This window comes from Streptomyces sp. NPDC101191 (genome assembly GCF_044767915.1).
Lineage (GTDB): Bacteria > Actinomycetota > Actinomycetes > Streptomycetales > Streptomycetaceae > Streptomyces.
In genome coordinates, this window is sequence record NZ_JBIWOU010000002.1 from 179,857 (window position 1) to 203,647 (window position 23,791).

Annotated in this window: 20 protein-coding genes; 6 read left to right on the plus strand and 14 right to left on the minus strand. The window is 71.4% G+C overall.

Annotated elements, in window-relative coordinates; translation table 11 throughout:
• Window positions 1-199: 199 nt before the first annotated feature.
• Window positions 200-367, minus strand: a complete 168-nt coding sequence (locus tag ACIRQF_RS07930) for a hypothetical protein (RefSeq protein WP_376634630.1) — start codon at window positions 365-367, stop codon at window positions 200-202.
• A gap of 579 nt (window positions 368-946) precedes the next feature.
• Here ACIRQF_RS07930 and ACIRQF_RS07935 point away from each other — a divergent pair.
• Window positions 947-2,599 carry a SpoIIE family protein phosphatase gene (locus tag ACIRQF_RS07935; protein ID WP_404089879.1) on the plus strand — a complete coding sequence of 551 codons (1,653 nt, stop codon included), beginning with the start codon at window positions 947-949 and terminating at the stop codon, window positions 2,597-2,599.
• A 146-nt stretch (window positions 2,600-2,745) separates the two neighbouring features.
• On the opposite strand, the gene ACIRQF_RS07940 is transcribed toward ACIRQF_RS07935, so the two are convergent.
• Window positions 2,746-3,771, minus strand: coding sequence for an SGNH/GDSL hydrolase family protein (locus ACIRQF_RS07940; protein WP_404089881.1), 1,026 nt, complete (start codon window positions 3,769-3,771; stop codon window positions 2,746-2,748).
• 199 nt (window positions 3,772-3,970) lie between these two features.
• Between ACIRQF_RS07940 and ACIRQF_RS07945 the strand changes: the two genes are divergently transcribed.
• Window positions 3,971-4,939: a Ku protein gene (locus ACIRQF_RS07945; RefSeq protein WP_404089883.1), complete on the plus strand. Its 969-nt coding sequence runs from the start codon at window positions 3,971-3,973 to the stop codon at window positions 4,937-4,939.
• Window positions 4,940-5,012: 73 nt separating this feature from the next.
• Here the strand turns inward: ACIRQF_RS07945 and ACIRQF_RS07950 are convergent, their stop codons facing one another.
• The 3 genes from ACIRQF_RS07950 to ACIRQF_RS07960 all read right to left on the minus strand — a co-directional run bounded on the left by ACIRQF_RS07950 (window position 5,013) and on the right by ACIRQF_RS07960 (window position 6,696).
• Complete coding sequence (locus tag ACIRQF_RS07950) at window positions 5,013-5,240, minus strand: hypothetical protein (protein WP_404089885.1); 228 nt, start codon at window positions 5,238-5,240, stop codon at window positions 5,013-5,015.
• 95 nt (window positions 5,241-5,335) lie between these two features.
• Window positions 5,336-5,719 (minus strand): STAS domain-containing protein, encoded by a 384-nt coding sequence (locus ACIRQF_RS07955; protein ID WP_404089887.1) that lies wholly within the window; start codon window positions 5,717-5,719, stop codon window positions 5,336-5,338.
• 488 nt (window positions 5,720-6,207) lie between these two features.
• On the minus strand, window positions 6,208-6,696 hold the full coding sequence (locus tag ACIRQF_RS07960; protein WP_404089890.1) for a hypothetical protein: 489 nt from the start codon (window positions 6,694-6,696) through the stop codon (window positions 6,208-6,210).
• A 463-nt stretch (window positions 6,697-7,159) separates the two neighbouring features.
• On the opposite strand from ACIRQF_RS07960, the gene ACIRQF_RS07965 reads away from it, so the two are divergent.
• The 3 genes from ACIRQF_RS07965 (at window position 7,160) to ACIRQF_RS07975 (ending at window position 10,040) form a co-directional block, all read left to right on the plus strand.
• Window positions 7,160-7,849: a hypothetical protein gene (locus ACIRQF_RS07965; RefSeq protein ID WP_404089892.1), complete on the plus strand. Its 690-nt coding sequence runs from the start codon at window positions 7,160-7,162 to the stop codon at window positions 7,847-7,849.
• 249 nt (window positions 7,850-8,098) lie between these two features.
• Window positions 8,099-9,577, plus strand: a complete 1,479-nt coding sequence (locus tag ACIRQF_RS07970; protein WP_404089894.1) for a glycosyltransferase — start codon at window positions 8,099-8,101, stop codon at window positions 9,575-9,577.
• Window positions 9,570-10,040 carry a hypothetical protein gene (locus tag ACIRQF_RS07975; protein WP_404089896.1) on the plus strand — a complete coding sequence of 157 codons (471 nt, stop codon included), beginning with the start codon at window positions 9,570-9,572 and terminating at the stop codon, window positions 10,038-10,040. The genes ACIRQF_RS07970 and ACIRQF_RS07975 overlap by 8 nt, the downstream gene beginning before the upstream one ends.
• Before the next feature lie 101 nt (window positions 10,041-10,141).
• On the opposite strand, the gene ACIRQF_RS07980 is transcribed toward ACIRQF_RS07975, so the two are convergent.
• The 5 genes from ACIRQF_RS07980 to ACIRQF_RS08000 form a co-directional block, all read right to left on the minus strand.
• Window positions 10,142-10,267 carry a hypothetical protein gene (locus ACIRQF_RS07980; RefSeq protein ID WP_404089898.1) on the minus strand — a complete coding sequence of 42 codons (126 nt, stop codon included), beginning with the start codon at window positions 10,265-10,267 and terminating at the stop codon, window positions 10,142-10,144.
• 134 nt (window positions 10,268-10,401) lie between these two features.
• Complete coding sequence (locus ACIRQF_RS07985) at window positions 10,402-11,808, minus strand: GH1 family beta-glucosidase (RefSeq protein ID WP_404089900.1); 1,407 nt, start codon at window positions 11,806-11,808, stop codon at window positions 10,402-10,404.
• Between the two features lie 89 nt (window positions 11,809-11,897).
• Complete coding sequence (locus tag ACIRQF_RS07990; RefSeq protein WP_376634609.1) at window positions 11,898-12,989, minus strand: DUF1996 domain-containing protein; 1,092 nt, start codon at window positions 12,987-12,989, stop codon at window positions 11,898-11,900.
• A gap of 44 nt (window positions 12,990-13,033) precedes the next feature.
• Window positions 13,034-15,202: a discoidin domain-containing protein gene (locus tag ACIRQF_RS07995; protein WP_404089903.1), complete on the minus strand. Its 2,169-nt coding sequence runs from the start codon at window positions 15,200-15,202 to the stop codon at window positions 13,034-13,036.
• Between the two features lie 121 nt (window positions 15,203-15,323).
• Complete coding sequence (locus tag ACIRQF_RS08000) at window positions 15,324-17,516, minus strand: discoidin domain-containing protein (RefSeq protein ID WP_404089905.1); 2,193 nt, start codon at window positions 17,514-17,516, stop codon at window positions 15,324-15,326.
• A gap of 201 nt (window positions 17,517-17,717) precedes the next feature.
• Here ACIRQF_RS08000 and ACIRQF_RS08005 point away from each other — a divergent pair, with 201 nt between their 5' ends.
• The gene (locus ACIRQF_RS08005) at window positions 17,718-18,737 is read left to right on the plus strand and encodes a LacI family DNA-binding transcriptional regulator (protein WP_404089907.1); all 1,020 of its coding nucleotides are present in this window, start codon (window positions 17,718-17,720) and stop codon (window positions 18,735-18,737) included.
• A 286-nt stretch (window positions 18,738-19,023) separates the two neighbouring features.
• Here ACIRQF_RS08005 and ACIRQF_RS08010 read toward each other — a convergent pair whose 3' ends face one another.
• The 4 genes from ACIRQF_RS08010 to ACIRQF_RS08025 are packed head-to-tail and all read right to left on the minus strand — an operon-like array spanning window position 19,024 to window position 23,645.
• Entirely contained in the window at window positions 19,024-20,418 is a 1,395-nt protein-coding gene (locus ACIRQF_RS08010; protein WP_404089909.1) for a GH1 family beta-glucosidase, read from the minus strand.
• Window positions 20,419-20,453: 35 nt separating this feature from the next.
• Complete coding sequence (locus ACIRQF_RS08015) at window positions 20,454-21,293, minus strand: carbohydrate ABC transporter permease (protein WP_404091729.1); 840 nt, start codon at window positions 21,291-21,293, stop codon at window positions 20,454-20,456.
• A 37-nt stretch (window positions 21,294-21,330) separates the two neighbouring features.
• Entirely contained in the window at window positions 21,331-22,323 is a 993-nt protein-coding gene (locus ACIRQF_RS08020) for a carbohydrate ABC transporter permease (protein WP_404089910.1), read from the minus strand.
• 11 nt (window positions 22,324-22,334) lie between these two features.
• Window positions 22,335-23,645, minus strand: a complete 1,311-nt coding sequence (locus ACIRQF_RS08025; protein WP_376634596.1) for an ABC transporter substrate-binding protein — start codon at window positions 23,643-23,645, stop codon at window positions 22,335-22,337.
• Window positions 23,646-23,791: the final 146 nt, after the last annotated feature.

The window sequence follows — 23,791 nt, forward strand, 5'->3', positions numbered from 1 at the left end:
GACGGATTCGGGGACGTACACGGTTCCGGCGACAGCGCGTTCGCGAGGGGCGTGTCATCGCCACAGGCAACAGGCAGGGGTCATGAGTGCGCGCACTCATGACCCCTGCCTGGTCCTCGCGCCCGTGAGGGCTCCGTGTCGCGTCACGCCCTCCCCAGCGCCGCCCTGGGAGCCGCGCGGCGGCGGGAGGGGGTGAGGGTCAGCGTCTGCGGCCCCAGCCACTGCCGATGCCGGCGATGTGCAAAGCCAGCGCAGCCAGCCCCAGCAGCATCACGTTCGCCGAGGTGAACACGTGGTTGGTGCTGATCTCGGCGGCGTTGATCAGGAACGACACCAGGAACAACACCGCGGCGACTATCCCGAGCATGACAAGCTCCTTTCGACAGGAAGTGCAGTCCGTATGCCCGCTCGTCTCTCAGCCAGGCCTGCAAAGCGCCCCAGAAAAAGGGCCACGTGCCCGTCGGGAAAGCGCCTGCCCGTCGGGGAAGCGCCTGCCCGTCGGGGAAGCGCCTGCCCGTCGGGGAAGCGCCTGGGCCGTACGAGCAGCGAGGCTGACGGGCGCAGGCGTGAGCGGGACGCTGGCGTGATGTCCTGGGCGAAGCCGCGAGGCACCCTTGGGCGACCCTGCGCAGGGGCTTCATGCCCCGCAGGAACAGGCTCGCCCCCCCCACTCCAGGTCGACTCGCTGCGGGCATTGTCGGCCGCTCACCCGGGTCGCCGGGCATTATCGGCCGCTCCCCCAGGTCGCCGGGCAGTCGGCTGCTGCAGCGGGCGCGGGCATGGAGATGCACTGAGGCCGCGGCCCGGGGGCTGAGCAGGCCGAGGGAGCAGACGGGCACCCGTTCGCTCGCCCTTACCGGGAGGGCTGTGCCCAGCTCCGCGCGCATCACCCGCGGCTCCGGGGGCACTCGCCGGCTGAGGAGGCCAGCCGACGAGAGGCGCAGCCATGACAGGCGCCGACGCTTCGCAGGACGCCATGACCGCCATGCTCGACAGGCTCGGCTCGGGCGCCTACCTGGTGGACGAGCAAGGTGTGATCGTCGCGGTGAACCGGTACGGAGAGAGCCTGCTCGGGCGGCACGCGGTCGAGCTCCTCGGCCACGATGCCCATGACCTGCTGCACCGTACTCGGTCGGGGAACCTCGTACCGAGGCCTCAATGCCGGATGCGCCAGGGCGAGTGGCTCGAACGCGGCGACGGCACTCTGCTACCGGTGTCATGGCTGGCCACTCCCTGCCACATCGACCCCAGGACCTCCGCCACCCTCGTTCTCTTCCACTCGGACGGGCCCCCCGTCCGGCCCGGGCGCGAAGCCCTCGGCGGCGTGCCGCTCTCCGAAGTGGAACGGCTCACCCTGCTCGCCGAGACGACCACGCTGCTCACCTCGACCCTCGACATCCACGAAGCGCTGCGCCGTCTGATCGATCTTGTCGTGCCTCGCCTCGCGGACTGGGCGGTCATCGACCTGATCGGCGAGCGGGACGAGGTCTGGCGCTTCGCCGTCGCCCACGCCGACGACGGCGGGGTGGTGCGCTTCCGGGACGATCTCCAGGGTCCGATGCCTCCTGTGCCCGAGGAGTCTCAGATGCCTCTGTCACGCGCCCTGCGTGGCGTGGCGTCCTCCTTCGCCGGGCCCGAGACCTACCAGGGTCCGCCCGACTCCGGCGTCGCTGTGGAGCAGCGGCGCCTGTTCGAGGCGACCGGCATGCATTCGGCGATCATGGTCCCGCTGCGCAGCCTCCACGACGTGCTGGGAGCCCTCACCTTGGGCCGCGCCGACCAGCCCCGACGGTTCACCCGGTCCGACGCCCGTGTGCTGGAGGACATCGCCCGCCGCGCGAGCTTCGCCCTGGAGAACGCCCGCCTCTACCAGCGGCAGCGCAAGGTCGCCGAGACGATGCAGCGTCACCTGCTCCCGAAGTTGCCGTACACCCCGAGCCACACCATGACCGCCCGCTACCTCCCGGCGCCGGACGCCTCCCAGGTGGGCGGGGACTGGTACGACGCCTTCACCCTCACGGACGGCGCGACCGCCCTCGTCGTCGGCGACGTCGTCGGCCACGACCTGGACGCCGCCGCCGGAATGGCCCAGTTGCGCAACATGCTGCGCGCCTACGCCCTGTCCCAGCAGAAACCGCCGAGCAAGATCGTCGAATGGCTCGACCGGGCGGTCCTGGACGTCGCCGAGGTCTCGCTCGCCACCCTGGTCTTCGTACGCATGACGCAGCGGCACGGCCGCTGCGAGTTGTCCTGGACCAACGCCGGCCACCCGCCGCCGCTTCTGATCACGTACGAGGGCGTCGCCCGCTACCTGACCGAGGGGCACGGGATCCTCCTCGGCGCCGCTCCCGACCAGGACCGCCCCGACGCGAGGACCGAGCTCCCGGTGGGCGCGACCCTGGTGCTCTACACGGACGGTCTGATCGAGTCCCGGGGTCGCAGCCTCGACGAGGGACTGGCCGGCCTTCGCCGTCACGCCGCCTCCCTGGCGCACCGTCCGCTGGAGTCCTTCTCGGACGAGCTTCTCGCCCGTGCCCGCCCCCCGGACAACGACGACGATGTCGCTCTGCTGGCCATCAGGCACGCGGGACGTTCGTGACCGCCGCTACGGTTCCGCCCGGGGCGGCCCGCCCCGGGAAGCGCCATGGCTCTGCGCGCGCCTGACGGGATCACGGGATCTGGGCACGGGTCGGGTGGCGGCGGGCCTGGGGCCGACACCCACGTGGGGTCCGCCCCCGGGTGCCGTTACCGGTTGAGGATCGTCTCGATCTTCGCGGTCACCTGTTCCGCCTGGATGTCTCGGCCCTTGGTGTTGGGGTGGGCGTACCAGGGGATCTGGCCCTCGGCGAGCTGGGAGTTTTCCAGCAGGCCGCGGATGCCCCGGTCGGCGCCGTCGCACGCGGTGTTGCTACCGGTGTGGTCGTAGAGGTCCACGAAGTCGGCATCGACCTCGGCATTGGCGACGGCCTTCTTCATGACGTCGTCGAGCCGCTTTTGGACCCCGTCGAGGAACGGCAGGGCGTCCTGGGGAATGTCCGCGAACGGCAGTTCCGTCTGACCGGGGGCCGCCGTCCGGCACTTGGCCGTGTCGGCGGGTACCAGCCTGGGGTAGCCGACCAGGACGCGCTTCGCTTCCGGGGAGAAGTAGCCGATGCGGTCGAGCAGCTCCTCCAGCTCGTACTCGACCTGCTCGAACCGGCCGTCCAGCCATTCCTTGCCGTCGCCCGACGCGAAGAACTCCGCGCACTTGGCGGCCGGCTCGTCCGTGTCCACCGGTGTGCCGGGCAGCAGAGCGTGATCCCGGAGCGTGGCAGAGCATTGCTTGAGGATGCGGTTGAAGCCCAGCGAGTTGCCGCCCAGGCCGCCCACGACCAGCTGGGTGTCGGCCTTGAGTGCCTCCTGCTGCGCCGGGACCTTCAAGCCGGACCCGGCCAGCAGCTCCTGCTCGTTCCAGAAGTGATGGATGAGCGCGCCTCCGCACGAGACGCCGGCCTGGACGTCGAGCGTGATGCTCTTCTCCGCCAGGTGCCGGGTCGCGACGGCCGGGTAGTTCTCCTTGGCCCTGAAGCAGAAGGTCCTTTCGCCGTCCTCGTTGAAGGGGGCGATGCCGATGTTGGCGGTGTAGGAGTCGCCGAAGAAGACGGTGGGCACCGGGTCGGCGGGGGCCGCGCCGACGCCTGCAGCCGGGCCGGCGAGTGCCAGGCAACTGCCCAGCGCGACGGCTGCGGCAGCCAGCCGCCGCGCCCCGCGAGTGGTCGTCGTTTTACACATGGCCGACGGCATGGGTGTGCCCTTTCACGGTTCACGAGGAGAGGCGGGCAAAACAGCCACTACGTTTGGTATTCACCCAAAAACGGAGCGTAATCTTCCAGTAGGCGCGCCTCCCCATCACCCAGCCCGTGCGATCACCCAGCCGGTCTGCCTAGCCTGGGAAGCCACCCTGGGGGGCGTTCGGGAGGAGCGCGAAGCGATGCCCCGTCCTATGTGGAACGGCGCCATATCGTTCGGCCTGGTCACGGTGCCGGTCACCCTGGAGCCTGCGACCGAGTCCCATGACGTCCATTTCCGCCAGGTCCACCTGGAGGACGGCGGCCGGATCCGCTACCAGAAGCGGTGCGACATCGACGGCGAGATCCTCACCGAGGACCAGATCGGCAAGGCGTACGAGGTCACGAAGGACCACCTGATCCCGATCACGGACGAGGATCTCGCGGGCATGCCGCTGCCGACCGCGCGGGCCGTCGAAGTCGTCGCGTTCATCGACGCCGGGACCGTCGACCCCGTCTCGTACGGGGCCGGCGACTACTACGCCCGGCCCAAGGGCGACGTCTCCGTCAAGCCGTACACGCTGCTCCGCCAAGCCCTCACCCGGACCGCCAAGGTCGCCGTCGTGAAGTACGCCCTCCGCGGCCGCGAGCGGCTGGGACTGCTCCGTCCGGTCGGCGAGGCCCTGAGTATCCAGGGCCTGCACTGGGGCGATGAGATCCGCTCCCCCGCCGAGCTGGCCCCGCCCGAGACGGACGTGAGCGAGAAGGAGATCGAAGGCGCTCTCGCGCTCATGGAGACGATGTCCGTCGAGCACCTGGACGACCTGGGAAGCACGCTCACCGACCACTACACCGAGGCCCTGATCGAGGTCATCGCGGCGAAGGCCGAGCACCGCGCGCCGGCCCCCGTCGCGGGCGAGGAGACCGAGGCGGCGCCGGTCGTCGACCTCATGGCCGCCCTGAAGGCCTCGGTGGCCAAGGCGAAGGAGTCCCGCGGCGAGACCGGCGGCGGGTCGGCCACCGTGCACGAGATACCCAAGAAGAGCGCCGCCAAGAAGACCACCACGAAGAAGACGCCCGCCAAGAAGGCGGCGACGAAGAAGACGACGGAAGCGGCGAAGAAGACGGCAGCAAAGAAGACCACCTCGTCGCGGCGCCGGAAGTCCGCCTGACCCTGCTCGCTCCCTGCCTGCTCCTGCTCAGGTGGGACGAGCCACGAGCTTGCTCCCCCCTGCCTGCACCTGCTCAGGTGGGACGAGCCACGAGGATGAACCCGTCCGTGTGGGAGACGGCCTTGAGGCGGGCCTCTTGCAGGACCGCGGTCAGGGCGGTGTCCATGGCGGAGCGGATGCCGGAGATCTGCGCCCGGTCGGCGAGGTCGCCGTCCCCCAGGTGCGCGGTGACGGTGGTCCGGACGAGGCCGGGAGCGGGCCAGGTGATGATGACGCCGTAGGCGTGTTCGTGGAGGTGCACGCCGCTGTCGGGCCGTATCCCGCGTCGGTGAGCACGGTACGGACGTGTCGATCAGGTCCTGGGCCAGGGCGCGCGCCCCTCGCAGCGCCGGTCGGTTACGTCGGGGCTGGATGGGTGGCGCGCAGCGCCGCGTCGAGGGTCGGGTACACGGTGAACAGACTCCGGGTGCCGCTGACCTCGAGGAGCCGCGTGAACTGCGGACGCGGGTCGGACAGGACCAGGAGCACGTCAGCGGCCTCGGCGTCGAGACGCAGGCGTAGAAGGGCGTTCAGGCCGGTGGAGTCGCAGAAAGCCACCCCGGCGAAGTCGACCACGATCGTCGCGCGGGGCCGGGCGAGGTCGAGCGCGGACTGGAAGGTCGCGTGGAGGGTGGTGCGGGCGTCCATGTCGATCTGGCCGGCGACGCGGCACAGGACGGTGCCGTCGCTGCGGCGGTGGCAGGAGTAGGCCGCCAGGGGTGCATGGAGTCCGCGGGGCATGCGTCGCACCACCTCTCACGCGGAGGTCTCCCTTCCAGCGTCGCTCGCCTGTCGTTGTCGGGCAACCCGCGAAACGAACTTTGGTCGGCCCTGTAGACGAAACCCACGCCCGCCGGGTCGCGGTCGAGGGTGGCTGCGTGGGTCGGGGCTCGTCTGCGGGGACGAGAGGGGGCGCGGGCCGTGCTGACACCTCCGTCGGCAGGGGCAGGGCGTGGGTGATGACGCACGCAGTCATGATCCGTTCCTCCCGGCCGTGTACGGCAGCCGGGGCGGAATCCGCGCGTGCGAGGCTTCGCCCCGCGGGAAGCATCCCGTGCCCACGGGGAGCATTCGAAGAGCCCGGTCCCCCTGCCCGGACCGCCGGGCGCTGCGGTCTACTGCCGCGCCGTGCCGTTGCGGCGCGGCCCCGGTCAGGTCGCTCGCGCTCTGCCTGGCCCGCTTCAGGCCACGGCGGGCATCACGAGATCGCGGTGTACGGCCCCGGTTCCTCAGCTCGGGCAGGAGTCGCGGTGGGTGGCGTCGCGGACCACCTGGCGTTCCGCCACGACGTGCGCCCCGTCCGGGAGTTCGGCAAAGGCGAGCCGCCACAGACTGTCCCGCTGCCCGTCGACCGTCACACGACTCAGGGCAGCATCCGTGGCGGGGGCCAGGTCCAGGACCGTGAGGAGATACGTCCTGCCCGCCCCTTCCTCCGGACCCACCGTCACGGCGTCCGCGCTCCAGTGACCCGTTCCCTGCGCGCTGTCCTGCCGGACCCGGCCCACCAGGTAGTACGCACCCTCGATACGGACCGCGATCCACAGACGGTGCCCCTCGGCGGGCCTGCCCGTACCGGCGACCGTGATGCAGCGTGACACCACTCCCGTGGCCGCGGGCCGGTCGATACGCACCCTGTCGTCCGGCCCCTGCGGCAGAAGGGTCTTCACACCGACGACCGCGCCGCTCACCACCGTCAGCGCCGCGGCCACGGACACCACACCCCGCAACGTCGTACGGAACAGCACACGTAACAGCCGTCCCGCACGAAGCCAGAGCCGGCTGTTGCGGCGAGGTTGCCCTTCGTCGGCTTCCTCGCCAGGGCCGCCGTCCTCGTGCGCCCCGCCCGGACGCGCCCCCGCCTCGGCCATCGCTCCCCCATCTCCCCAGTCTCTCCGCCACCCCCGGCAGCCTCTCCACCCTCCGCCCCCTTCACTCCCCCACCGCCGCCTTTGCGGCGGACGACTCAAGCCGTGAGGTCCGGACGAGGAGCGGCGCGTGGACCGGCTCGGTTCACGGGCTCGGGACGGACTCGTCCCCGACCCGCAGGGTCGCCCGTTCCGGGAATCCGGTTGGCCCGACCGGCCCCACGAGCGGTGCCCGGCCCGGCAGGCCGTAGTGGAGTAGAGGGCCACGCACACCGGCCGGCCGGCGCGCGGCAACGACGACAGGGAGCAGACCTCCGTGACCCGACATCACGCTCCCCCGCACCCCGGCACCCCGGCCGACGGCACGGTCGTCGGCGAGCCTCGGTGGCCGATGGCGCTGGCCGTGATCCTCGCCATGACCCTGACCCTGCTCCTGCCCGAGGACCTGCGCCTCGCACCCCGCTGGGTCCTGCCCACGCTCGAAGGACTGCTCCTCCTCACCCTGATCGTGGGCGACCCCGGCCGGATCGACCGCCGCTCCACCGCCCTGCGTGCCGTGTCCATCGCCCTCGTCGGCGTCCTCGCACTCGGTGCCGTCTGGTCGACCGTCCAACTCATCGACGACATCGTCCACAGCGGGAAGGAGACAGCGTCCGCGACCAGCCTCCTCCAGACCGGAGCCACCGTCTGGGCCGGCACCGTCCTCGCCTTCTCCCTCCTCTACTTCGACCTCGACGGCGGCGGCGCGGCAGCCCGCGCCCATCGCTTGCCCGCCCACCCGGCCCTCGCCTTCCCCCAACAGCTCAACCCGGAACTCACCCCCACTCACTGGCGACCCCAGTACATCGACTACCTCTACCTCGCGCTCACCAACTCCACTGCCTTCAGCCCTACCGATGTCATGCCGCTCGCCCCCTGGGCCAAAATCACCATGGCCGTCCAGTCTCTCGTCTCCCTCGTCATCCTCGGACTCGTCATCGCCCGTGCCGTGAACGTCCTCACCTGAACCCGCGGCAAGAACCGAAATAGCCGGCGCCGGGACGGATCCGGCAGGCTGCGGCCGGTGACGCCGACCAGCACCCGTCCAGAGGGCCATCGTCCGGCAGGCGACCGGACACCTTGCCCGGTCTCCTCAGCCTCCTCGGTCTCCTCGGCCGTCACGTCCGGCGGCGCCCCCGGATTCGCGATCGGCTCGCCACAACGGCACACGGCCGGGCGGCCGCTGGGCCATAGTGGAGGCGAGGGGGTGGGGTCCGTGGACGTCTCTGTCGTGGTGATGGGCGTCGTCGCCGTCTCCGCCGTGCTCGTCCGGCTGTTCCTGCCCCGGCCGAGATTCGTCCGCGCCCTGGCCGAGTACGACCTGCCGGAACCGGGTACACCGCCGCACACGCCGCCGGGCCGGGTGCGCTTCTCGCTGCTCGTGGCCGCACGCCACGAGCCGGACCTCGCCGCGACCGTCGAGTCGCTCCTCGCCCTCCCCCGGCGGGACGTCGAGATCCTGCTGCTCCTGGCGCCGGGCGACTTCGTGAGCGAACCGGCCGCCCGGGACCTGGCCCGGCGGCATCCCGACCGGATTCGCGTCGTCCACTCACCGGCGGTCACCAAGTCCGTCGCGCTGAACGCCGCGCTGCCCCACTGCGCCGGTGAGATCATCGGCGTGATCGACGTGGAAGGCCCGGTGCGCGGCAATCTGCTCGACCGTGTGGACGGCGCCTTCCGCGCGTCCGGCGCCGACGTGGTCCGCGTCGCGATCGACATCCCTGACGGCACGAACGCGATCGAGCTCCAGAAGCGGCTCGACAGGCTGGTGTGCGTGCGCGGCAGCCGCCCGGTCCGCGTGGCGAAGCACTTCTACCTCGGGCCCAGCGACACGCACTTCGTCCGGACCGAACTGGTGCGCCTCCTCGGTGGCTGGGACGACGACTGCAAGGCCGAGGAACAGGAACTGATGCTGCGGCTGTTCAGCTACGGAGCCAGCGGCGTCGTGCTGTACGGGGAACCGGCGCGAGAGACCGGCACGCCCGTGACGCGGTGGGGTCAGCTCACGTCGTGGCGCGTCCGGCACTTCACGAGCGCGCTCCAGATCCATCGCACAGGCGAGTGGCGTCGTTCCGCGTCCTTGCGTGACCGGGCCACGGCCCGACAGGCGCTGGTGGTGCCCCTGATACGTGCCCTGGCCGCCGGCCCCGTCAGTGTCGTCGCCGTGGCAGTGGCCGGCGTCCTCGCGAACGGGTACGTCGCCGCGGCCATGGCCGTGTGGTGCCTCGCCTTGCTCCACGGGCCGGCTGTGGAGGCCACGTTGTGGTCGCGCGCCCACCCCTCGGGCCGCTGGCAACTGCGGTTGCTCCTCGCCAAGGACCGGCAGGACGTCCCGCTCGTCACGCGCGTGCTGGTGACCCGTCTGCCCGACCTCGCCCTCCTCACCTGGTCCGCGTGGACCGCACTGCGGCGCTACCTGCGCAGCGACACCAAGGTGTTGCGCTCGCACTTCGAGCGCAGCCTCGACAAGCCGCCGCGCCCGCCCGTCGCCCCGCCCCCGGACCGGCCCACCCCGCAGGCCTCGCCGGCCGACCTGCTGAACATGGCGGAGTCCACGGACACCCCGGCCGCCGTGACGGCGATGGCGAGCGGCCTCGACGCACTCTTCCGGGCCCTGGGCCCGCCCCCCTCGTCGCTGCGGCTCGCCGAGGCGGGCCCGGCGCCCCAAGGAGACGGAGGCGCCAGCGATGGCTGAGGAACTGGGCATGCAGGAGGCGCGTCAGCCCAGCGCACTGGACATCGCCACCCAGTGGGCAACGCTTCCGGCGGAGCACCTCGCGGTGGCCCTGGCCGCGCTCGACCCGCAGCTCGCTCGCGAGCACGAGGTGCGGATGCAGGCCGAACGGGACAGGGCCCTCGCCGAGCAGGAGCGCATCCGGGCCCGGTCGGCCGAGCGGCTGCGTGCGCACCGGCGGCACCTCCACGGCGTGTACGCGGGGCTGGTGGTGGCCCTGGCCACGCTCGGGGCGTCCGTCTACTTCGGGATCCATGACCACCCGGTACTGGCGGGCACCTTCTTCGGGCCGACTCTGCTGGCCCTGGTCAAGATCTTCACCCTCGGCCGCAGTGACGCCGCCGATCTGAAGCTCGCCGCGGCCGCGTCCCGTTCCGCCGCGAACCAACTGGCGCCCCAGGCACCGCCACCGCCGCCGCCCTGATCCCGGCTCGGGAGGCCGTGGTCGACTCGGAAGGTGCCGGGCCTGTAGCGATCAGGTGCGGCGGCTGCCCCGTACCGCCCGGATCACCTCGGCAACCGCCTTCAGCACCGTGGCCGGTCACGCGAGGCGGTGTCCTTCACCGCCACGACCACGACCAACACGGCTGCGACAGCGGCGACGAGTGTGACGGCCACCGGCACCACCAGGGCCCAGTCGCTGACGTTCATGTCACTCCCTCCCTGGTCCTGGGACCCACCCCGACACTCTCGCGAACCAGGAAAGAGTCGTCCACTGGAGGGCGCGGGCGGAACGGCACGGAGCCGGCGAGGGCTGACACACGCTTCCCGGACGCTTTTCGGGTTCAGGCGCCGCCGCGTACCCGGTGGGCCGTGTCGCGGAGCCAGTGGGCGCTGCGTTTGGGGGTGCGGGTCTGGGTGGGGTAGTCGACGTGGACGAGGCCGAAGCGCTGGGCGTAGCCGTAGGCCCATTCGAAGTTGTCGAGGAGCGACCAGGCGAGGTAGCCGCGGATGTCGGCGCCGGCCTCGTGGGCGCGGGCGACGGCGGCGAGGTGGGCGGAGAGGTAGGCGGTGCGTTCGTGGTCGTCGACGTGGCCGTCCTCGTCCGGGGTGTCGTCGTAGGCGGCGCCGTTCTCGGTGATCACCATCGGGGTGCCGGGGTAGTCGCGGGCGATGCGGAGGAGCAGGGCGGTGAGATCGTGGGGCATGACCTCCCAGCCGAGGCCGGTGACGGGCAGCCCGCCGTGCGGGAGGGCGCGGCTGACGGGGCGGCCGCGGGGGTCGGTGGTGGCGCCGTCGGGGCCTGTGCCGGAGGACTTCATGGAGCGGTAGTAGTTGACGCCGAGGGTGTCGATGGGGGTGGCGATGGTGTCCAGGTCCCCGTCGCGGACCGGGATCGCGATGCCCTGTGCGGCGAGGTCGGCGATCAGGTCGTCCGGGTAGGCGCCGCGCAGGACCGGGTCGAGGTAGAAGCGGAAGCCGAACGCGTCCGCGCGGCGGGCGGCTTCGCGGTCGGCGGGGCTGTCGGTGGCGGGGGTGCTGGTGCCGAGGAGGTGGGTGACGGCCAGGTCGAGGGGGCGCGTGGCGTCGGCCCGCAGGCGGCCGGCGGCGAGCCCGTGCGCGAGGTGCAGGTGGTGCACGGCGGCGACACCGTCGGCGAGGGAGCGGCCGCCGGGCGCGTGCACACCCTCCACGTGCCCGAGGACCGCCGAGCAGAACGGCTCGTTGAGGGTGGTCCAGTGGACGACGCGGTCGCCGAGCCGGTCGTGGACGAGCCCCGCGTAGTCGGCGAAGCGGTGGGCGGTGTCCCGGGCGGGCCAGCCGCCGGCGTCCTGGAGTTCCTGGGGCAGGTCCCAGTGGTAGAGGGTCAGCCAGGGCGTGATGCCCCGGCCGAGGAGTTCGTCGACCAGCCGGTCGTAGAAGGCGAGTCCGGCCGGGTTCGCGGGGCCGCGGCCGCCGGGTTGGACGCGCGGCCAGGAGACGGAGAAGCGGTAGGTGTCCAGGCCGAGGGCCGCCATCAGGGCGACGTCCTCGGGCATGCGGTGGTAGTGGTCGCAGGCGGTGTCCCCGGTGTCGCCGCCTGCGACCGCGCCCGGGACGCGGCAGAAGGTGTCCCAGATGGAGGCGGTCCGGCCGTCCTCGGTCGCGGCGCCCTCGATCTGGTACGCGGAGGTGGCGGCGCCGATCCGGAAGTCGCGCGGGAGTCGGTCGATGAGGGCGTCGTCGTCGGGGAAGCGGTCTGCTGCGGGCATACGGGGCGCTCCGGGTGCGAGGCGGGTGGGGGCGGCCCGGGCGCCGCGACGGGTGTCCGGGCCGCCCCGTACGGGGTGGTGACGGGTGGTCAGGGCAGGCGGTGGTCGGCGTTCAGCACCGCTCCGCGTTCGGGGTGGTTCTGGTCGTAGCCGCGTGTGTCGCACTGGAGGCCGCCCACGACGCAGTGGTCGACCAGGGCCTTGAGGGTGCGCTCCTCCCACGCGTTGAAGAAGTCGTAGTGGAAGGAGTAGCCGCGCCCGCTGGACAGGCGGACCTGGCTCATGTCGCCGTTGACCGGGAAGGCCATCTTGAATTCGATCATCGGCAGGGCGACCGGGTGGGAGGCCGGGCACATGTTGTCGTTGGTGCCGGGCTTGACGACCGGGTAGGCCATGTGGCTCTTGTGGTCGGGTGTGTCGAGGTAGAGACCGTTCCAGCAACTGGGTGCCTGGAAACGGATGTTGAGCTGCACGTCGGGCCGGCTCGGACAGCTTGCCGGGAAGTCGACGTTGAAGAAGCTGTCACCGCATTCCCAGCCCTCGACGAAGCCCTTGTGGCTGCGGAACTCCTGGGCGGTCTGCATCGGGCTGCCGACGACGAACCGCAGCCCTCTGGGGAAGGGACGGACGCTCCGGTAGTCGGTGACGCCCGACTTGTAGTAGATGACCTGGGGTCCGACGGGCAGGATCCTCTGGTCGCCCTTGTAGAGCGAGGGCATCCAGTACGCCGAGGAGTCGGCGGGCGCGTTGCAGGTGGTGGGCCCGCCTGTGAGCGACGCGGTGGTGGAGTGGGCGTTGGTGGAGGTGTTGCCCATGAACGTGTGGTCGTGGGAGGCGCCGGGCCGGCCGGGGTAGACGATCGGGTCGTCGGGCGCGGTGTGGGTGACGGAGCAGTTGGCCTGGAACTCGTGGAAGTAGGCCTGCGGGGGCACCTCCTGGGACGGGGTGACGCCGGTGACCTGCGGGTTCGCCGGGATGTAGCCGTCTCCGTCGGCATCGTCGCCGGACGGGAGGGCGGAGGCTCCCATGACGTGCCCCGTGTGGGACCGGGCCGCCGCCTGGACGGCCGGGGCGTCGCCCGGGGCGGAGGCGACGGCGGTGAAGGCGTCGACCGACAGGGCCGAGACGCCGAGGGCGGTGGCGAGCAGTAAGGCGGACAGGGTCCGGCCGCGGATTCTCATCGTGTCTCCTCGGTTTCTCCTCGGAAGGGGGACGACGGCGTCGGTCAGCTGTAGACGCCGAGCTCGTGGAGCGAGTAGCCCCAGCCGGTGCCGCGTGCGGTGAGCTGGAGCCTTACGTACCGGGCGGTGGCCCCGGTCTCGACGGTGTCGACGTCGCCGTTGCCGTCGCTCGTGGTGTGGATGGTGCGCCAGGCGTTCCCGTCGTCGGAGACCTGGACCTCGTAGGCGCGGGCGAAGGCCGGGTCCCAGATCAGCTGGAGGCGGTCGAAGGAGCGCACGGAGCCGAGGTCGACCCGGATCCACTGCGGGTCGCTCCAGTCGCTGGCCCAGCGGGTGCCGGGGTTGCCGTCGGTGGCGTTGGCCGCCGCGCAGGGGCAGTCGCCGTACGAGGCCTGGAAGGAGGACGCGGTGGTGGGCTTGCCGAGGGCGATGTTCGTGCCGGCGACGGGCGGGGCGACGACCTTCACGGACCGGGTCTCGATGCCGGCGTTGCCGTGGCCGTCCTCGGCCTGGATGTAGACCTTCCAGACGCCGAGCTTCTCGGGCGCGGTGACGGCGAAGGTGCCGTTGCCGGTGGCACGCCATTGCGCGTCGACGAGGCGCTTGTCGCCGTTGGCGTAGTTCCCGCTGAGGTAGATCTTGGGTGTGACGGGGTCGCCGTCGGGGTCGCGGATGTCGGCGCGGACGGTGAACTCACGGCCGGCCGTGGCCGCGGAGGCGGGGCTGACGCTCATGTTCGTGATGACCGGCGGGGTGTTGTCGCCCGAGGTGGAGCCGGTGTAGGCCTTCTTGACGGCGAAGTAGGACAGGCGCTTCAGCCCGTCGGGCACGAGGTTGAACCAGACGCCGCCGAAGTCGTGTTCGAGGCCGTAGTGGAAGAGGGTGGCGCCGAGGGCGACGCCCTGGTGGCCGGTGACGCAGCCCCACGCCTTGGTGTAGCCGTCGGCCTTCTGGACGTCGGTCGGTTCGCCGGGGACGCCGTTGGCGTCGTCGGGGACCTCCCACTCGCCGGCGGGACCGCCCTCCGTGATGATGTACGGCTTGGTGTACCCGCCGTCGGTCCAGGCCTGGCGCACACCGCAGATGTCGCCGTAGGAGTTCATCGCGTACAGGTCGAGGTCGGGGGCGTTGCGCTTGTAGTACGGCCAGGCTCCGGTCCACGCGTCCGTGGAGGTCACCGGGTGGTCGGGGTCGAGGGAGTGGATCTTCTTGGCGACGTCGTTGACGAAGGTCGTGTACGCGTTGCGCTGGGCTTCGAGTTGGGCTCCGCCGTAACAGTTCTGCAGACCGAGGACGGACTCGTTGCCGACGTTCCACATCAGCGTCGCCGGGTGGGACTTGTAGGTGTCGACCCACTTGGCGAACTCGGTGAGCATGGTGTTCTTGTACGTCGTGTCGGTGACGTAGTCGACGCAGCCGCCGGAGCCGGGGCCGCCGCCGGGCTGGAGCCAGAAGCCGTTGATCACCCGGACGCCTTGGGCGGCCGCGGCGTCGAGCAGGGGCTTGGAGGCGGCGTCGGTCCCCCAGGTGCGGACGGTGTTGACGCCCATGGACTTCACGTCGGGCATGTAGCGGGCGGCGTCAGCGAGGGCCGGGCCCCAGGTGAGGCCCTTGACGGTGTACGGCTGTCCGCCGACGGTCAGTCGCCAGTCGCCCTGCGAGCCGGTGACCCGGACGGCGCCCCCGGGGCCGGGCTGGGTGGTGCCGGCGTCGCCGTACACCCGGAACTCCCAGAGGGAGTAGCCGTATCCGGTGGCGCGGGTGACGCCCTGGAGGCGTACGTAGCGGCCCGTGCCGGACACCGTCAGCTCGTCGGTGCCGCCGTCCCCGGCGGTCACGGACCTGACGGTGCGCCAGTCGGTGCCGTTGTCGGAGAGCTGGATGTCGTACGCCTTGCCGTACGCGCCCTCCCAGTTCAGTACGACGCGGCTGATGTCGGCACGCGCGCCGAGGTCGACCTGCAACCACTGGGCGTCGCTCCACTGGCTGGCCCAGCGGGTGCCGGTGAGGTCTCCGTCGACGGCGGCGGACGCGGCGTAGCCGGCGCCCTCGACGGAGGAGGCCGTGGCGGTCTTCCCCTGGGAGAGGAGGGTCTCGGCGGCGCCGGCGGGGGCCGCGCCCAGCACGGTGGTGGAGGCGGCGAGCAGGGCACCGAGGGACACGAGTGAGGCCGTGGCGCGGGCCCGCCTTCGTGGGGTCGGGGCGGTGGTCATGGAGGCTCCTGGACGGGAGTGGAGGGAGGGGATCGCCTTCCGGGCGGCGCGGCGGGACGGAACGCCGCCCGGAAGGTGTCGGGGGCCGGGACGCGTCCGTGGGGGCGTCCCGGCGGGGCCGTCAGGGGAAGGAGACGACGGTGGAGGGCACGGTCGAGGTGCCGGCGGGGATGGTGGACGCGCCGGTGTCGTTGATGACGTGGTTGTAGTGGCCCATTCCGCCGAGGGACACGACCAGGAGGCTGTGGAACCTCACTCCCGGCTTGACGGGCGTCTTGAAGCCGTGGTCCTGGACGATGGTCGGGTCCACGTTGTAGTTGCAGTAGCTGCCGAGACCCCAGGCCTCGTGCGTGGTGACCGAGTCGTCGACGCGGTAGGCGGCGTAGCCCTTGGTGGCGCCGTTCTGGATGGCGGCCTGGTTGGGGGCGTCGTAGGCCTTCTCGTTCTGGTAGAAGATCGTCCGGCCGCGCTCGCCGTACCACTCGACGTCGTACTTGTTGAAGTGCTCGACGAAGAGGCCGGTGGCCAGCACGTCGTCGCCGTTGACGCGGACGCCGTAGTCGGCGCGGTTGGTCTCCCAGCCGACGCCGTCGCCGTGGTCGGCGCGCCAGACCCAGGTGTGGTCGACGATGACGTCGTCGCTGTTGACGACCATGCTGGTGGTGGCCTTGCCGGGACCGGCGCCGCCGACGCGGATGTAGACGTCCTGCACGGTGGTCGGGTTGGCGGCGTGGTCGGCGGAGGCGTTCTGGGGGCCGAGTTCCAGCAGGACCGGGGAGTTGACCGGGCCGGCGTCGACGAGGAAGCCGGCGAGGCGGACGCCGTCGACGTCGGCCACCTTCATCGCGGCGACGCCGTTGTCCGGGACGATCGTGGCGAGGCCGAGCCCGAGCACGACGGTGCCGGCGCGGGCGATCTCGATCGGCCGGTCGACGTGGTAGACGCCGGGTGTGAACAGCAGGTGCAGGCCCTGCTGCACGGCCTGGTTCATGGTCGCGGCGCTGGTGCCGGGCTTGACGACGTAGAACCGGGTGAGCGGGATCTTCTCGCCCTGTGGTGTGCCGCTCGCCCAGGTGGTTCCGCGGGCGTTGGTCCGCTTGGCCGGGGAGAAGACCTTGTACTGGTTGTCCTCCCAGATCAGGTACGGCTTCTCCCGGGAGACCGGGGTGGTGTCGAGGGTGGTGTAGCGCGGTTCGGGGAAGGTGGTCGCCGGCGCGCCCTCGGTGCCGGAGAAGACCTGGTTCCAGACGCTGTTGGACCAGCCGCCGATCGAGCTGTCGCGGGTGTACCACTGCTGCTGCGAGTAGTTGCCGACCTGGCCGTCGATCTTGGAGTCGGCGATGTAGCCGCCGGAGGCCCAGCCGTAGCCGTTGGGGGCGAGGTTGAGGCCGCCCTTGACGTGCATGCGGCGGAACGAGGAGGCCTGGGAGACGGCCCACCGGTCGGTGCCGTTCACGGGGTTGAGGGCGAGTCCTTCGGCTCCGCGCCAGAAGTTCTGGGTGGCGTTGCCGTTGAACCAGCCCGCGTCCACGGTGACGTCGCCGTTGATGGTGGTGTCGTCGGGGCGGACGCCGAGGCCGGCGATCTGGGTGTAGAAGCCGAGCTGGGCGTTGAGGCCGTTGTACGTGCCGGGCTTGAGGAGGAAGGCGTGGCGGCCGGCGCCGAACTGGGCCGACTCCTGCTGCTGGAAGACCGCGTCCAGCTTGGCCTGGAGGCCGGGGGTGGACGGGTCGAAGACGTGCACGTTCGGGCCGAGGTCGCCGCCGCCGGGCAGCTGGGGGCCGGTGCCGTCGGTGGAGCCGTACACCTGGAACTCCCAGAGGGAGTAGCCGTATCCGGTGCCCCGGGTGAGGCCGTTCACCCGGACGTAGCGGCCCGAGCCGGAGAGGGTGACCTCGTCGGTGCCGCCGTCGCCGGCGGTGACCGCGGTGACGGTGCGCCAGTCCGTGCCGTTGTCGGAGGCCTGGATCTCGTAGCTCTTGCCGTAGGCGGCCTCCCAGGTGAGGACGGCCCTGCTGAGCTGCCGGGCGGCGCCGAGGTCGACCTGGAGCCACTGGGGGTCCTGCCACTGGCTGGCCCAGCGGGTGCCGAGGTCGCCGTCGACGGCGGCGGAGGCGGGGAAGGCGGCGCCTTCGACGGTGGAGGCGGTCGCCGTCCTCCCCTGCGAGAGCAGGGTGTCGGCGGCCTGGGCCGTGGTGGTGGGGACGACCGCGAGCAGGGTGCCGGCCAGGGAGGCGACGAGGGCGGCGACCGTGGGGCGGCGGAGCGAGGATGCGGGGCGCCGGCGTGCCGGCGGGGACCCTAGGGAGGACATGGGTCTCCTCGGTGATACGTGACGGACACATGGGAGAGCGCTCTCCGAAACCATGCACGGGACCGGAGTAGACGGTCAAGCCATGCGACACGGCTTTTCTTTTGGCTTGCATTAAGCATCGATCGCCACGAGGTCGCCGTGAGGGTACGCGCGTTGCCGCGTGCTCACCCATCGGACACACCGCACCGATAAAGTGCGCGGATGGGGAATCGAGGTCCGACGCTGGAGGACGTCGCGCGCGAGGCGGGGGTGTCACGCGCGACGGTGTCCCGGGTGGTCAACGGCGTGCGCAACGTGGCGCCGGAGATCCAGGAGACGGTCCGCGCGGCCGTCGCCCGCACCGGTTACGCGCCCAACCAGGCCGCCCGTTCCCTGGTCACCCGGCGCACCGGCGCGGTGGCCCTGGTCCTTTCGGCGACCGGCGGCTCCTTCACCGCGCGGCTCTTCTCCGACCCCTTCTTCGGACGGGTGGTCGACGGCGTGCTCCCGGTGCTGCGCGAACGCGCGGTGCAGCCGGTGCTGCTGGTCGCCGAGTCCGAGCCGGCCCGGCTGCAGCTCGTCGACTACCTGCGGCGCGGCGGCGCCGACGGGGCCCTCGTGGTGCCGCTCGACGAGGACGACCCGCTGCCCGGGATGCTGGTCGCGGCCGGTCTGCCGACGGTGCTCTTCGGGCGCCCGGGCGCCGACGTCCGCTGCGGCTGGGTGGACCTGGACAACGCGGCGGGGGCGCGGCTCGCCGCCGAGCACCTGTGGGCGACCGGGCGGCGGCGGCCGGCGACCATCGCGGCGCCGGTGTCGGCACCGACCGCACGCGAGCGGCTCGACGGCTTTCTGGCCGCGCTCGCCGCGCGCGGGGCGGGCGCGGTGCCGGTCGAGCGGGGCCGGTTCACCGAGGAGAGCGGCCGGGACGCGATGGCCCGCCTGCTCGAACGACACCCGGACATCGACTCGGTGTTCGCCGCCAACGACCTGATGGCCCGCGGTGCCTGCCGCCTCCTGGCGGAACGGGGTGTCGCCGTGCCGGGGACCGTCGCGGTGGTCGGCTTCGACGACTCGGTGGCGGCCGGGGACGCCGCTCCCCCGCTCACCACGGTGCGGCAGCCGGTGGAGGAGATGGCGGCCGCGATGACGGGCCTGCTGCTCGGTCAGCTCGACGCGGGCACGCCGGAGGCCGGTTCGGCGGTCTTCGCACCGGCGTTGGTCGTCCGCGAGTCGGCCTGATCCCCGGCCGCGTCACGGCTCCAGGGCCTCCGGTACGGCGACCTGCCGCATGATGCGTGCGGCGGGCCAGGTGTCGAACCCGGACGCGAACTCCCCGTCACAGGCGCGCGGGACGGACTCCCCGCGCATCACCAGGACGAGAGGGGTGTGGCAGAGGGCGAGGCGGGTCCGGGCACCGGTGTCGAGGACGGCGGCCGGGGAAGGGACGGTGCCCGGGGGCGTGGCGCGGAGGGCCGTCCCCCGTCGTCGGCGGGACGGCCCCCCGGACGGGGCGCGGCGGTGGCGGTCAGCCGTGCAGCTCCCGGTGGGCGCGGATGAGTTCGGCGTACCGGCGCCCGCTGGTCTTCACCGTGCGCTCCTGTGTGGCGTAGTCGACGTGGACGAGGCCGAAGCGCTTGTCGTAGCCGTACGCCCACTCGAAGTTGTCCAGGAGCGACCAGGCGTAGTAGCCGGCGAGCGGGGCGCCCTTGCGGACGGCGCTCGCGCAGGCGGCGAGGTGCCCCTCCAGGTACCGGGTGCGGTCGGGGTCGTGGACGGCGCCGTCGGGGCCGACGGTGTCGGGGAAGGCCGAGCCGTTCTCGGTGACGTACAGCTCGCGGACGCCGTACTCCTCGGTGAGGCGCAGCAGCAGGCTTTCGAGGCCGGCCGCTTCGATCTGCCAGTCCATGCCGGTGCGCGGCACGTCGGGGAGGCGCACCTCGCGGGCGTACGGGACGGGGCCGGTCGGGTCGTCGGCGACGGTGACCGGGAAGTAGTAGTTGAGGCCGTGCCAGTCCAGCGGCGCGGCGATGGTGTCCAGGTCGCCGGGTCGCTCGGGAAGATCGACCCCGTACAGCTCGCGCATGTCGGCGGGGAAGCCCCGGCCGTACACCGGGTCGAGCCACCAGCGGTTGCTGTGCCCGTCCATGCGGCGGGCGGCGGCGAGATCCTCGGGGCGGCCGGATGCGGGCGCGACCGTGGAGTGGTTGGTGACCAGTCCGACCCGTGCGCCGGGGGCGGCGGCGCGGACGGCGGCCGTGGTGAGGCCGTGGCCGAGCAGCAGGTGGTACGAGGCGCGGACGGCGGCCGTGAGGTCGGTGAGGCCGGGGGCCATCCGTCCCTCCAGGTGTCCGATCCAGGCGGAGCAGAGCGGTTCGTTGAGGGTGGCCCAGCGGGTGACTCGGTCGCCGAGGCGGGCGGCGACGACGGAGGCGTAGGCGGCGAGGTGTTCGGCGGTCTCGCGGGAGGTCCAGCCGCCGCGGTCCTGGAGGGCCTGCGGGAGATCCCAGTGGTAGAGGGTGACGGAGGGGGTGATGCCGGCGTCCAGCAGGGCGTCGACGAGCCGGTCGTAGAAGTCGAGTCCGGCGGCGTTGACGGGCCCGTCTCCGCCGGGGACGACGCGGGGCCAGGCGATCGACATCCGGTAGGCGTCGGTGCCGAGCTCCTTCATGAGGGCGATGTCCTCGGGCCAGCGGTGGTAGTGGTCGCAGGCGGTGTCGCCGTGGTCGCCGTTGTCGATCGCGCCGGGGGTGTGGGCGAAGGTGTCCCAGATGGAGGGGGCGCGGCCGTCCTCGGCGACGGCGCCCTCGATCTGGTAGGCGGAGGTGGCCGTGCCCCAGGCGAAGGAGGGTGGGAAGGCCGCCAGGTCGGGCTGGACGACGCCGGCGGTGTCGGGGGTGGGGGCGGACACGGGGACGGACACGGGGGACCTCTTCGAGTTCGGTGGAGAGAAGGACGTCACTTGACCGCACCCGCGGTGAGGCCGGCGACGAGGTAGCGCTGGAGGAGCAGGAAGCCGACGACGACGGGGACGCTGACGACGAGGGAGGCGGCCATCACCTGGTTCCAGTACACGTCGTTCTGGGTGGCGTAGCCCTGGAGGCCGACGGCGAGGGTGCGGGTGGTGTCGTTGGTCATGACCGAGGCGAACAGGACCTCGCCCCAGGCGGTCATGAAGGCGTAGACGGCGACGGCGACGATGCCCGGACGGGCGGCGGGCACGATCACGCGGAAGAGCGCGCCGATCGGTCCGCAGCCGTCGACCTTCGCCGCCTCGTCGAGCTCGCGCGGGATCGAGTCGAGGTACCCGGTGAGCATCCAGATGGAGAACGGCAGCGAGAAGGTCAGGTAGGTGAGGATCAGGCCCTCGCGGGAACCGAAGAGGGCGAGGCCGGTGGCGTTGCCGATGTTGACGTAGATGAGGAAGAGCGGCAGCAGGAAGAGGATGCCGGGGAACATCTGCGTCGACAGGACGGTGACCGTGAACACCCGCTTGCCGCGGAAGGTGTAGCGGCTGACGGCGTACGCGGCGAAGATCGCGACGGCCACGGACAGGACCGTGGCGGCGCCCGCGACGACGATCGAGTTCACGAAGTAGTCGGCGAGCGGGACCGTCTGCCAGATGTCCGCGTAGGGGCGCAGGGTGAGCCCGGACGGGATCCATTCGAACGTGCCCGACACGTCCTCCAGCGGCTTCAGCGAGCTGGACACCATCACGTACACCGGCAGGAGGACGAAGCCGGTGAGGAGGGTGAGGACGATCCGGCGGGTCCAGGTGAAGGACCGGGGCGGGGCCATCGGGGAGCGCGGCCGGGCCGCGCGCCCGTGGGCGGCGTCAGACATCGGAGGTCTTCCTTCCGCGGGTGGTGAGCAGGAGGTAGACGCCCGTGACGAGGAGCAGGAAGAGCAGCAGGAGCACGGACATGGCCGAGCCGGTGCCGAAGTTCCACGTCTGGAAGGACGACTGGTAGATGTGCAGCGAGATGAGGTCCGCCGCTTCCGGGGCCGCCTCGCCGAAGAGCACGAACGGCGTGTTGAAGTCGTTGAAGGTCCACAGGAAGAGGACCAGCACGAGGACCTGGTTGACGGACCGGAGGGACGGCAGGGTGATGTGCCGGATCTGCCGCCAGATGCCGGCCCCGTCGAGGGCGGCGGCCTCGTACATCTCTCCGGGGATGTTCTGCAGTCCGGCCATCACGGTGAGGAAGGCGAACGGCCAGCCCTTCCAGACGGAGACGACGAGCAGGGCCCAGAAGCTGTTGTCGCCGATCAGCCAGAAGGCGGGGCTGTCACCGATGCCGAGCTGGTCGTGCAGGACGTGGTTGATGAGGCCGTTGTCGCGCTGGAACATGAACGCCCAGGTGATGACGGCGGCGTAGACGGGCAGGGCGTACGGGACGAGGAAGAGGGTCCGCAGGATGCCCCTGCCGCGGAAGTTCTCCTGGAGGAGGATCGCTGCGGCCGTGCCGAGGAGCCAGCACAGGCCGACGGAGAGCACGGTGAACTGGCAGGTGGTCAGGAAGGACTTCAGCAGCGACCGCCCGACGGCCCCGTCGAAGTCGAGCGAGACCGAGAAGTTGTCGAGTCCGGACCAGGGGGCGGCCGCCCAGTCGCGGATGAAGAACTGGGTGAGCTCCTTGAAGCTCATGGTGATGCCCATGAGCATCGGCACGAGGTGGACGAGGAGTTCGAGGATCAGGGCGGGCAGGAGGAGCACGTAGGGCAGTGCGGGACGGCCACGCCCGGAGCGGCGTGCGGTGCGCGCCCCTCCGGGTGTGGCCTCGCGCACCGCCGGCTCGGCTGCTGAGGTGACGGCGGTCTGGGTCATGGTGCCGCTGCCTACTTCTTCGGCATCTGCTGCTGGGCCTTGTCGAGCTTGGCGCGGACGGACTCGGTGGTGACGGGCCGGCCCGCGGCGGCGTCGGCGAACAGCTCCTTGACGGCGGTGCCGACGACCGTCTCGAACTGGGACTCCTCCGGGACCTGCGGGAGGGCCGCGGCGCTGGAGGCGAGGGTGTCGCGGATGACGGCGAGGGACGGGCCGGCGAAGGCCGGGTCGTTCTGCGCGGTCCTGACCGGCGGCACCGAGCCGTACGTCTTGTTGAGGAGGACCTGCTCGTTGTCGCTGGTCATGAACTTCACGAACTTCAGGGCGCCGTCGCGGTTCCTGGTGTTCTTGAACACCGCCAGGTTGATGCCGGCGACCATGGAGTTCGTGGCGGTGCCGGTGACCAGGTTGCCGGACGGGACGGGGGCGGGCACGACGCCCCACTCCTCCTCGGTCATGCCCTGCGACGCGAAGGTCTGGGACGGGGTCTGCCAGAGGACCATGCCCGTCTTGTCCTTGGCGAAGTCGCTCAGGGACTGGTTCTGGGCGTACTCGGCGTTGCCCGGGGCGACGATCTTGTCGGCGGCCATCAGGTCGACGTACTGCTTGACGGCGGCCACTGCGCCGTCGGACGTGAAGTCGGGCTTGCCGTCGGAGGTGAAGAAGTCCGCGCCGTGCTGCTTGCCGAGGACGAAGACCTGGTGGATGTTGTTGGACAGGTTGGAGCCCTCGACCCCGATGCCCCACTTGCCGTCCTTGCTCAGCTTCTTGCCGGCGGCGACGACCTCGTCCCAGGTCGTCGGCGGCTTCGCTATGCCGGCGTCCTTGAACATCTGCTTGTTGTAGTAGAGGGCGTAGGCCATCGAGTAGAGCGGGACGGCGGCCGGCTCCTGTCCGGGGGCTCCGGTGGAGCCGAGGGCGGAGTCGACGAAGCGGTCCTTGCCGCCGATGGCACCGAAGTTCTTCTCGTCCCAGGGCAGCAGGGCTCCGGTGGCCTGGAGGGAGGCGCTCCAGGTGTTGCCGATGTTGAGCACGTCCGGGCCCTGGCCCGAGGTGGTGGCGGTGAGGATCCGGTTGAGCAGGTCGGACCACGGGATCACCTCCAGCTTCACCTTGATGCCGGTCTCCTTCTCGAACTTGTCGAGTTCGGGCTGGAGGACCTTCTTGTCGACCTCCAGGCTCGAACCCTGGTTGGTGGCCCAGTAGGTGAGGGTCTTCGACGCCTGGCCGCCGCCGTCCTCTCCCCCGCCGCCACAGGCGGTCGCGGTGAGGACGAGGGAGAGGGTGACGGCACCCGTGACGGCGGCTCTGATTCTGCGCATGGCTCCTGGTCCCTTTCGGGGAAGGCGGGAGTACCGACAGGGGGAGCGCCCGGACCGCTCGCCGCCGCATCGGCTTAATTTAGGATGTGAGTTAAACCCCATGAGAAAGTCGCGTCAAGGCTTGCCGTGCGGGTATGTTGCAGCCG

What these genes read in the sequence shown, in the direction of transcription:
- ACIRQF_RS07930 (WP_376634630.1), bottom strand. Translation starts at nt 367, where the DNA reads ATGCTCGGGATAGTCGCCGCGGTGTTGTTCCTGGTGTCGTTCCTGATC.
- ACIRQF_RS07935 (WP_404089879.1), top strand. Translation starts at nt 947, where the DNA reads ATGACAGGCGCCGACGCTTCGCAGGACGCCATGACCGCCATGCTCGAC.
- ACIRQF_RS07940 (WP_404089881.1), bottom strand. Translation starts at nt 3,771, where the DNA reads ATGTGTAAAACGACGACCACTCGCGGGGCGCGGCGGCTGGCTGCCGCA.
- ACIRQF_RS07945 (WP_404089883.1), top strand. Translation starts at nt 3,971, where the DNA reads ATGCCCCGTCCTATGTGGAACGGCGCCATATCGTTCGGCCTGGTCACG.
- ACIRQF_RS07955 (WP_404089887.1), bottom strand. Translation starts at nt 5,719, where the DNA reads ATGCCCCGCGGACTCCATGCACCCCTGGCGGCCTACTCCTGCCACCGC.
- ACIRQF_RS07975 (WP_404089896.1), top strand. Translation starts at nt 9,570, where the DNA reads ATGGCTGAGGAACTGGGCATGCAGGAGGCGCGTCAGCCCAGCGCACTG.
- ACIRQF_RS07980 (WP_404089898.1), bottom strand. Translation starts at nt 10,267, where the DNA reads ATGAACGTCAGCGACTGGGCCCTGGTGGTGCCGGTGGCCGTCACACTC.
- ACIRQF_RS07985 (WP_404089900.1), bottom strand. Translation starts at nt 11,808, where the DNA reads ATGCCCGCAGCAGACCGCTTCCCCGACGACGACGCCCTCATCGACCGA.
- ACIRQF_RS07990 (WP_376634609.1), bottom strand. Translation starts at nt 12,989, where the DNA reads ATGAGAATCCGCGGCCGGACCCTGTCCGCCTTACTGCTCGCCACCGCC.
- ACIRQF_RS07995 (WP_404089903.1), bottom strand. Translation starts at nt 15,202, where the DNA reads ATGACCACCGCCCCGACCCCACGAAGGCGGGCCCGCGCCACGGCCTCA.
- ACIRQF_RS08000 (WP_404089905.1), bottom strand. Translation starts at nt 17,516, where the DNA reads ATGTCCTCCCTAGGGTCCCCGCCGGCACGCCGGCGCCCCGCATCCTCG.
- ACIRQF_RS08005 (WP_404089907.1), top strand. Translation starts at nt 17,718, where the DNA reads ATGGGGAATCGAGGTCCGACGCTGGAGGACGTCGCGCGCGAGGCGGGG.
- ACIRQF_RS08015 (WP_404091729.1), bottom strand. Translation starts at nt 21,293, where the DNA reads ATGGCCCCGCCCCGGTCCTTCACCTGGACCCGCCGGATCGTCCTCACC.
- ACIRQF_RS08020 (WP_404089910.1), bottom strand. Translation starts at nt 22,323, where the DNA reads ATGACCCAGACCGCCGTCACCTCAGCAGCCGAGCCGGCGGTGCGCGAG.
- ACIRQF_RS08025 (WP_376634596.1), bottom strand. Translation starts at nt 23,645, where the DNA reads ATGCGCAGAATCAGAGCCGCCGTCACGGGTGCCGTCACCCTCTCCCTC.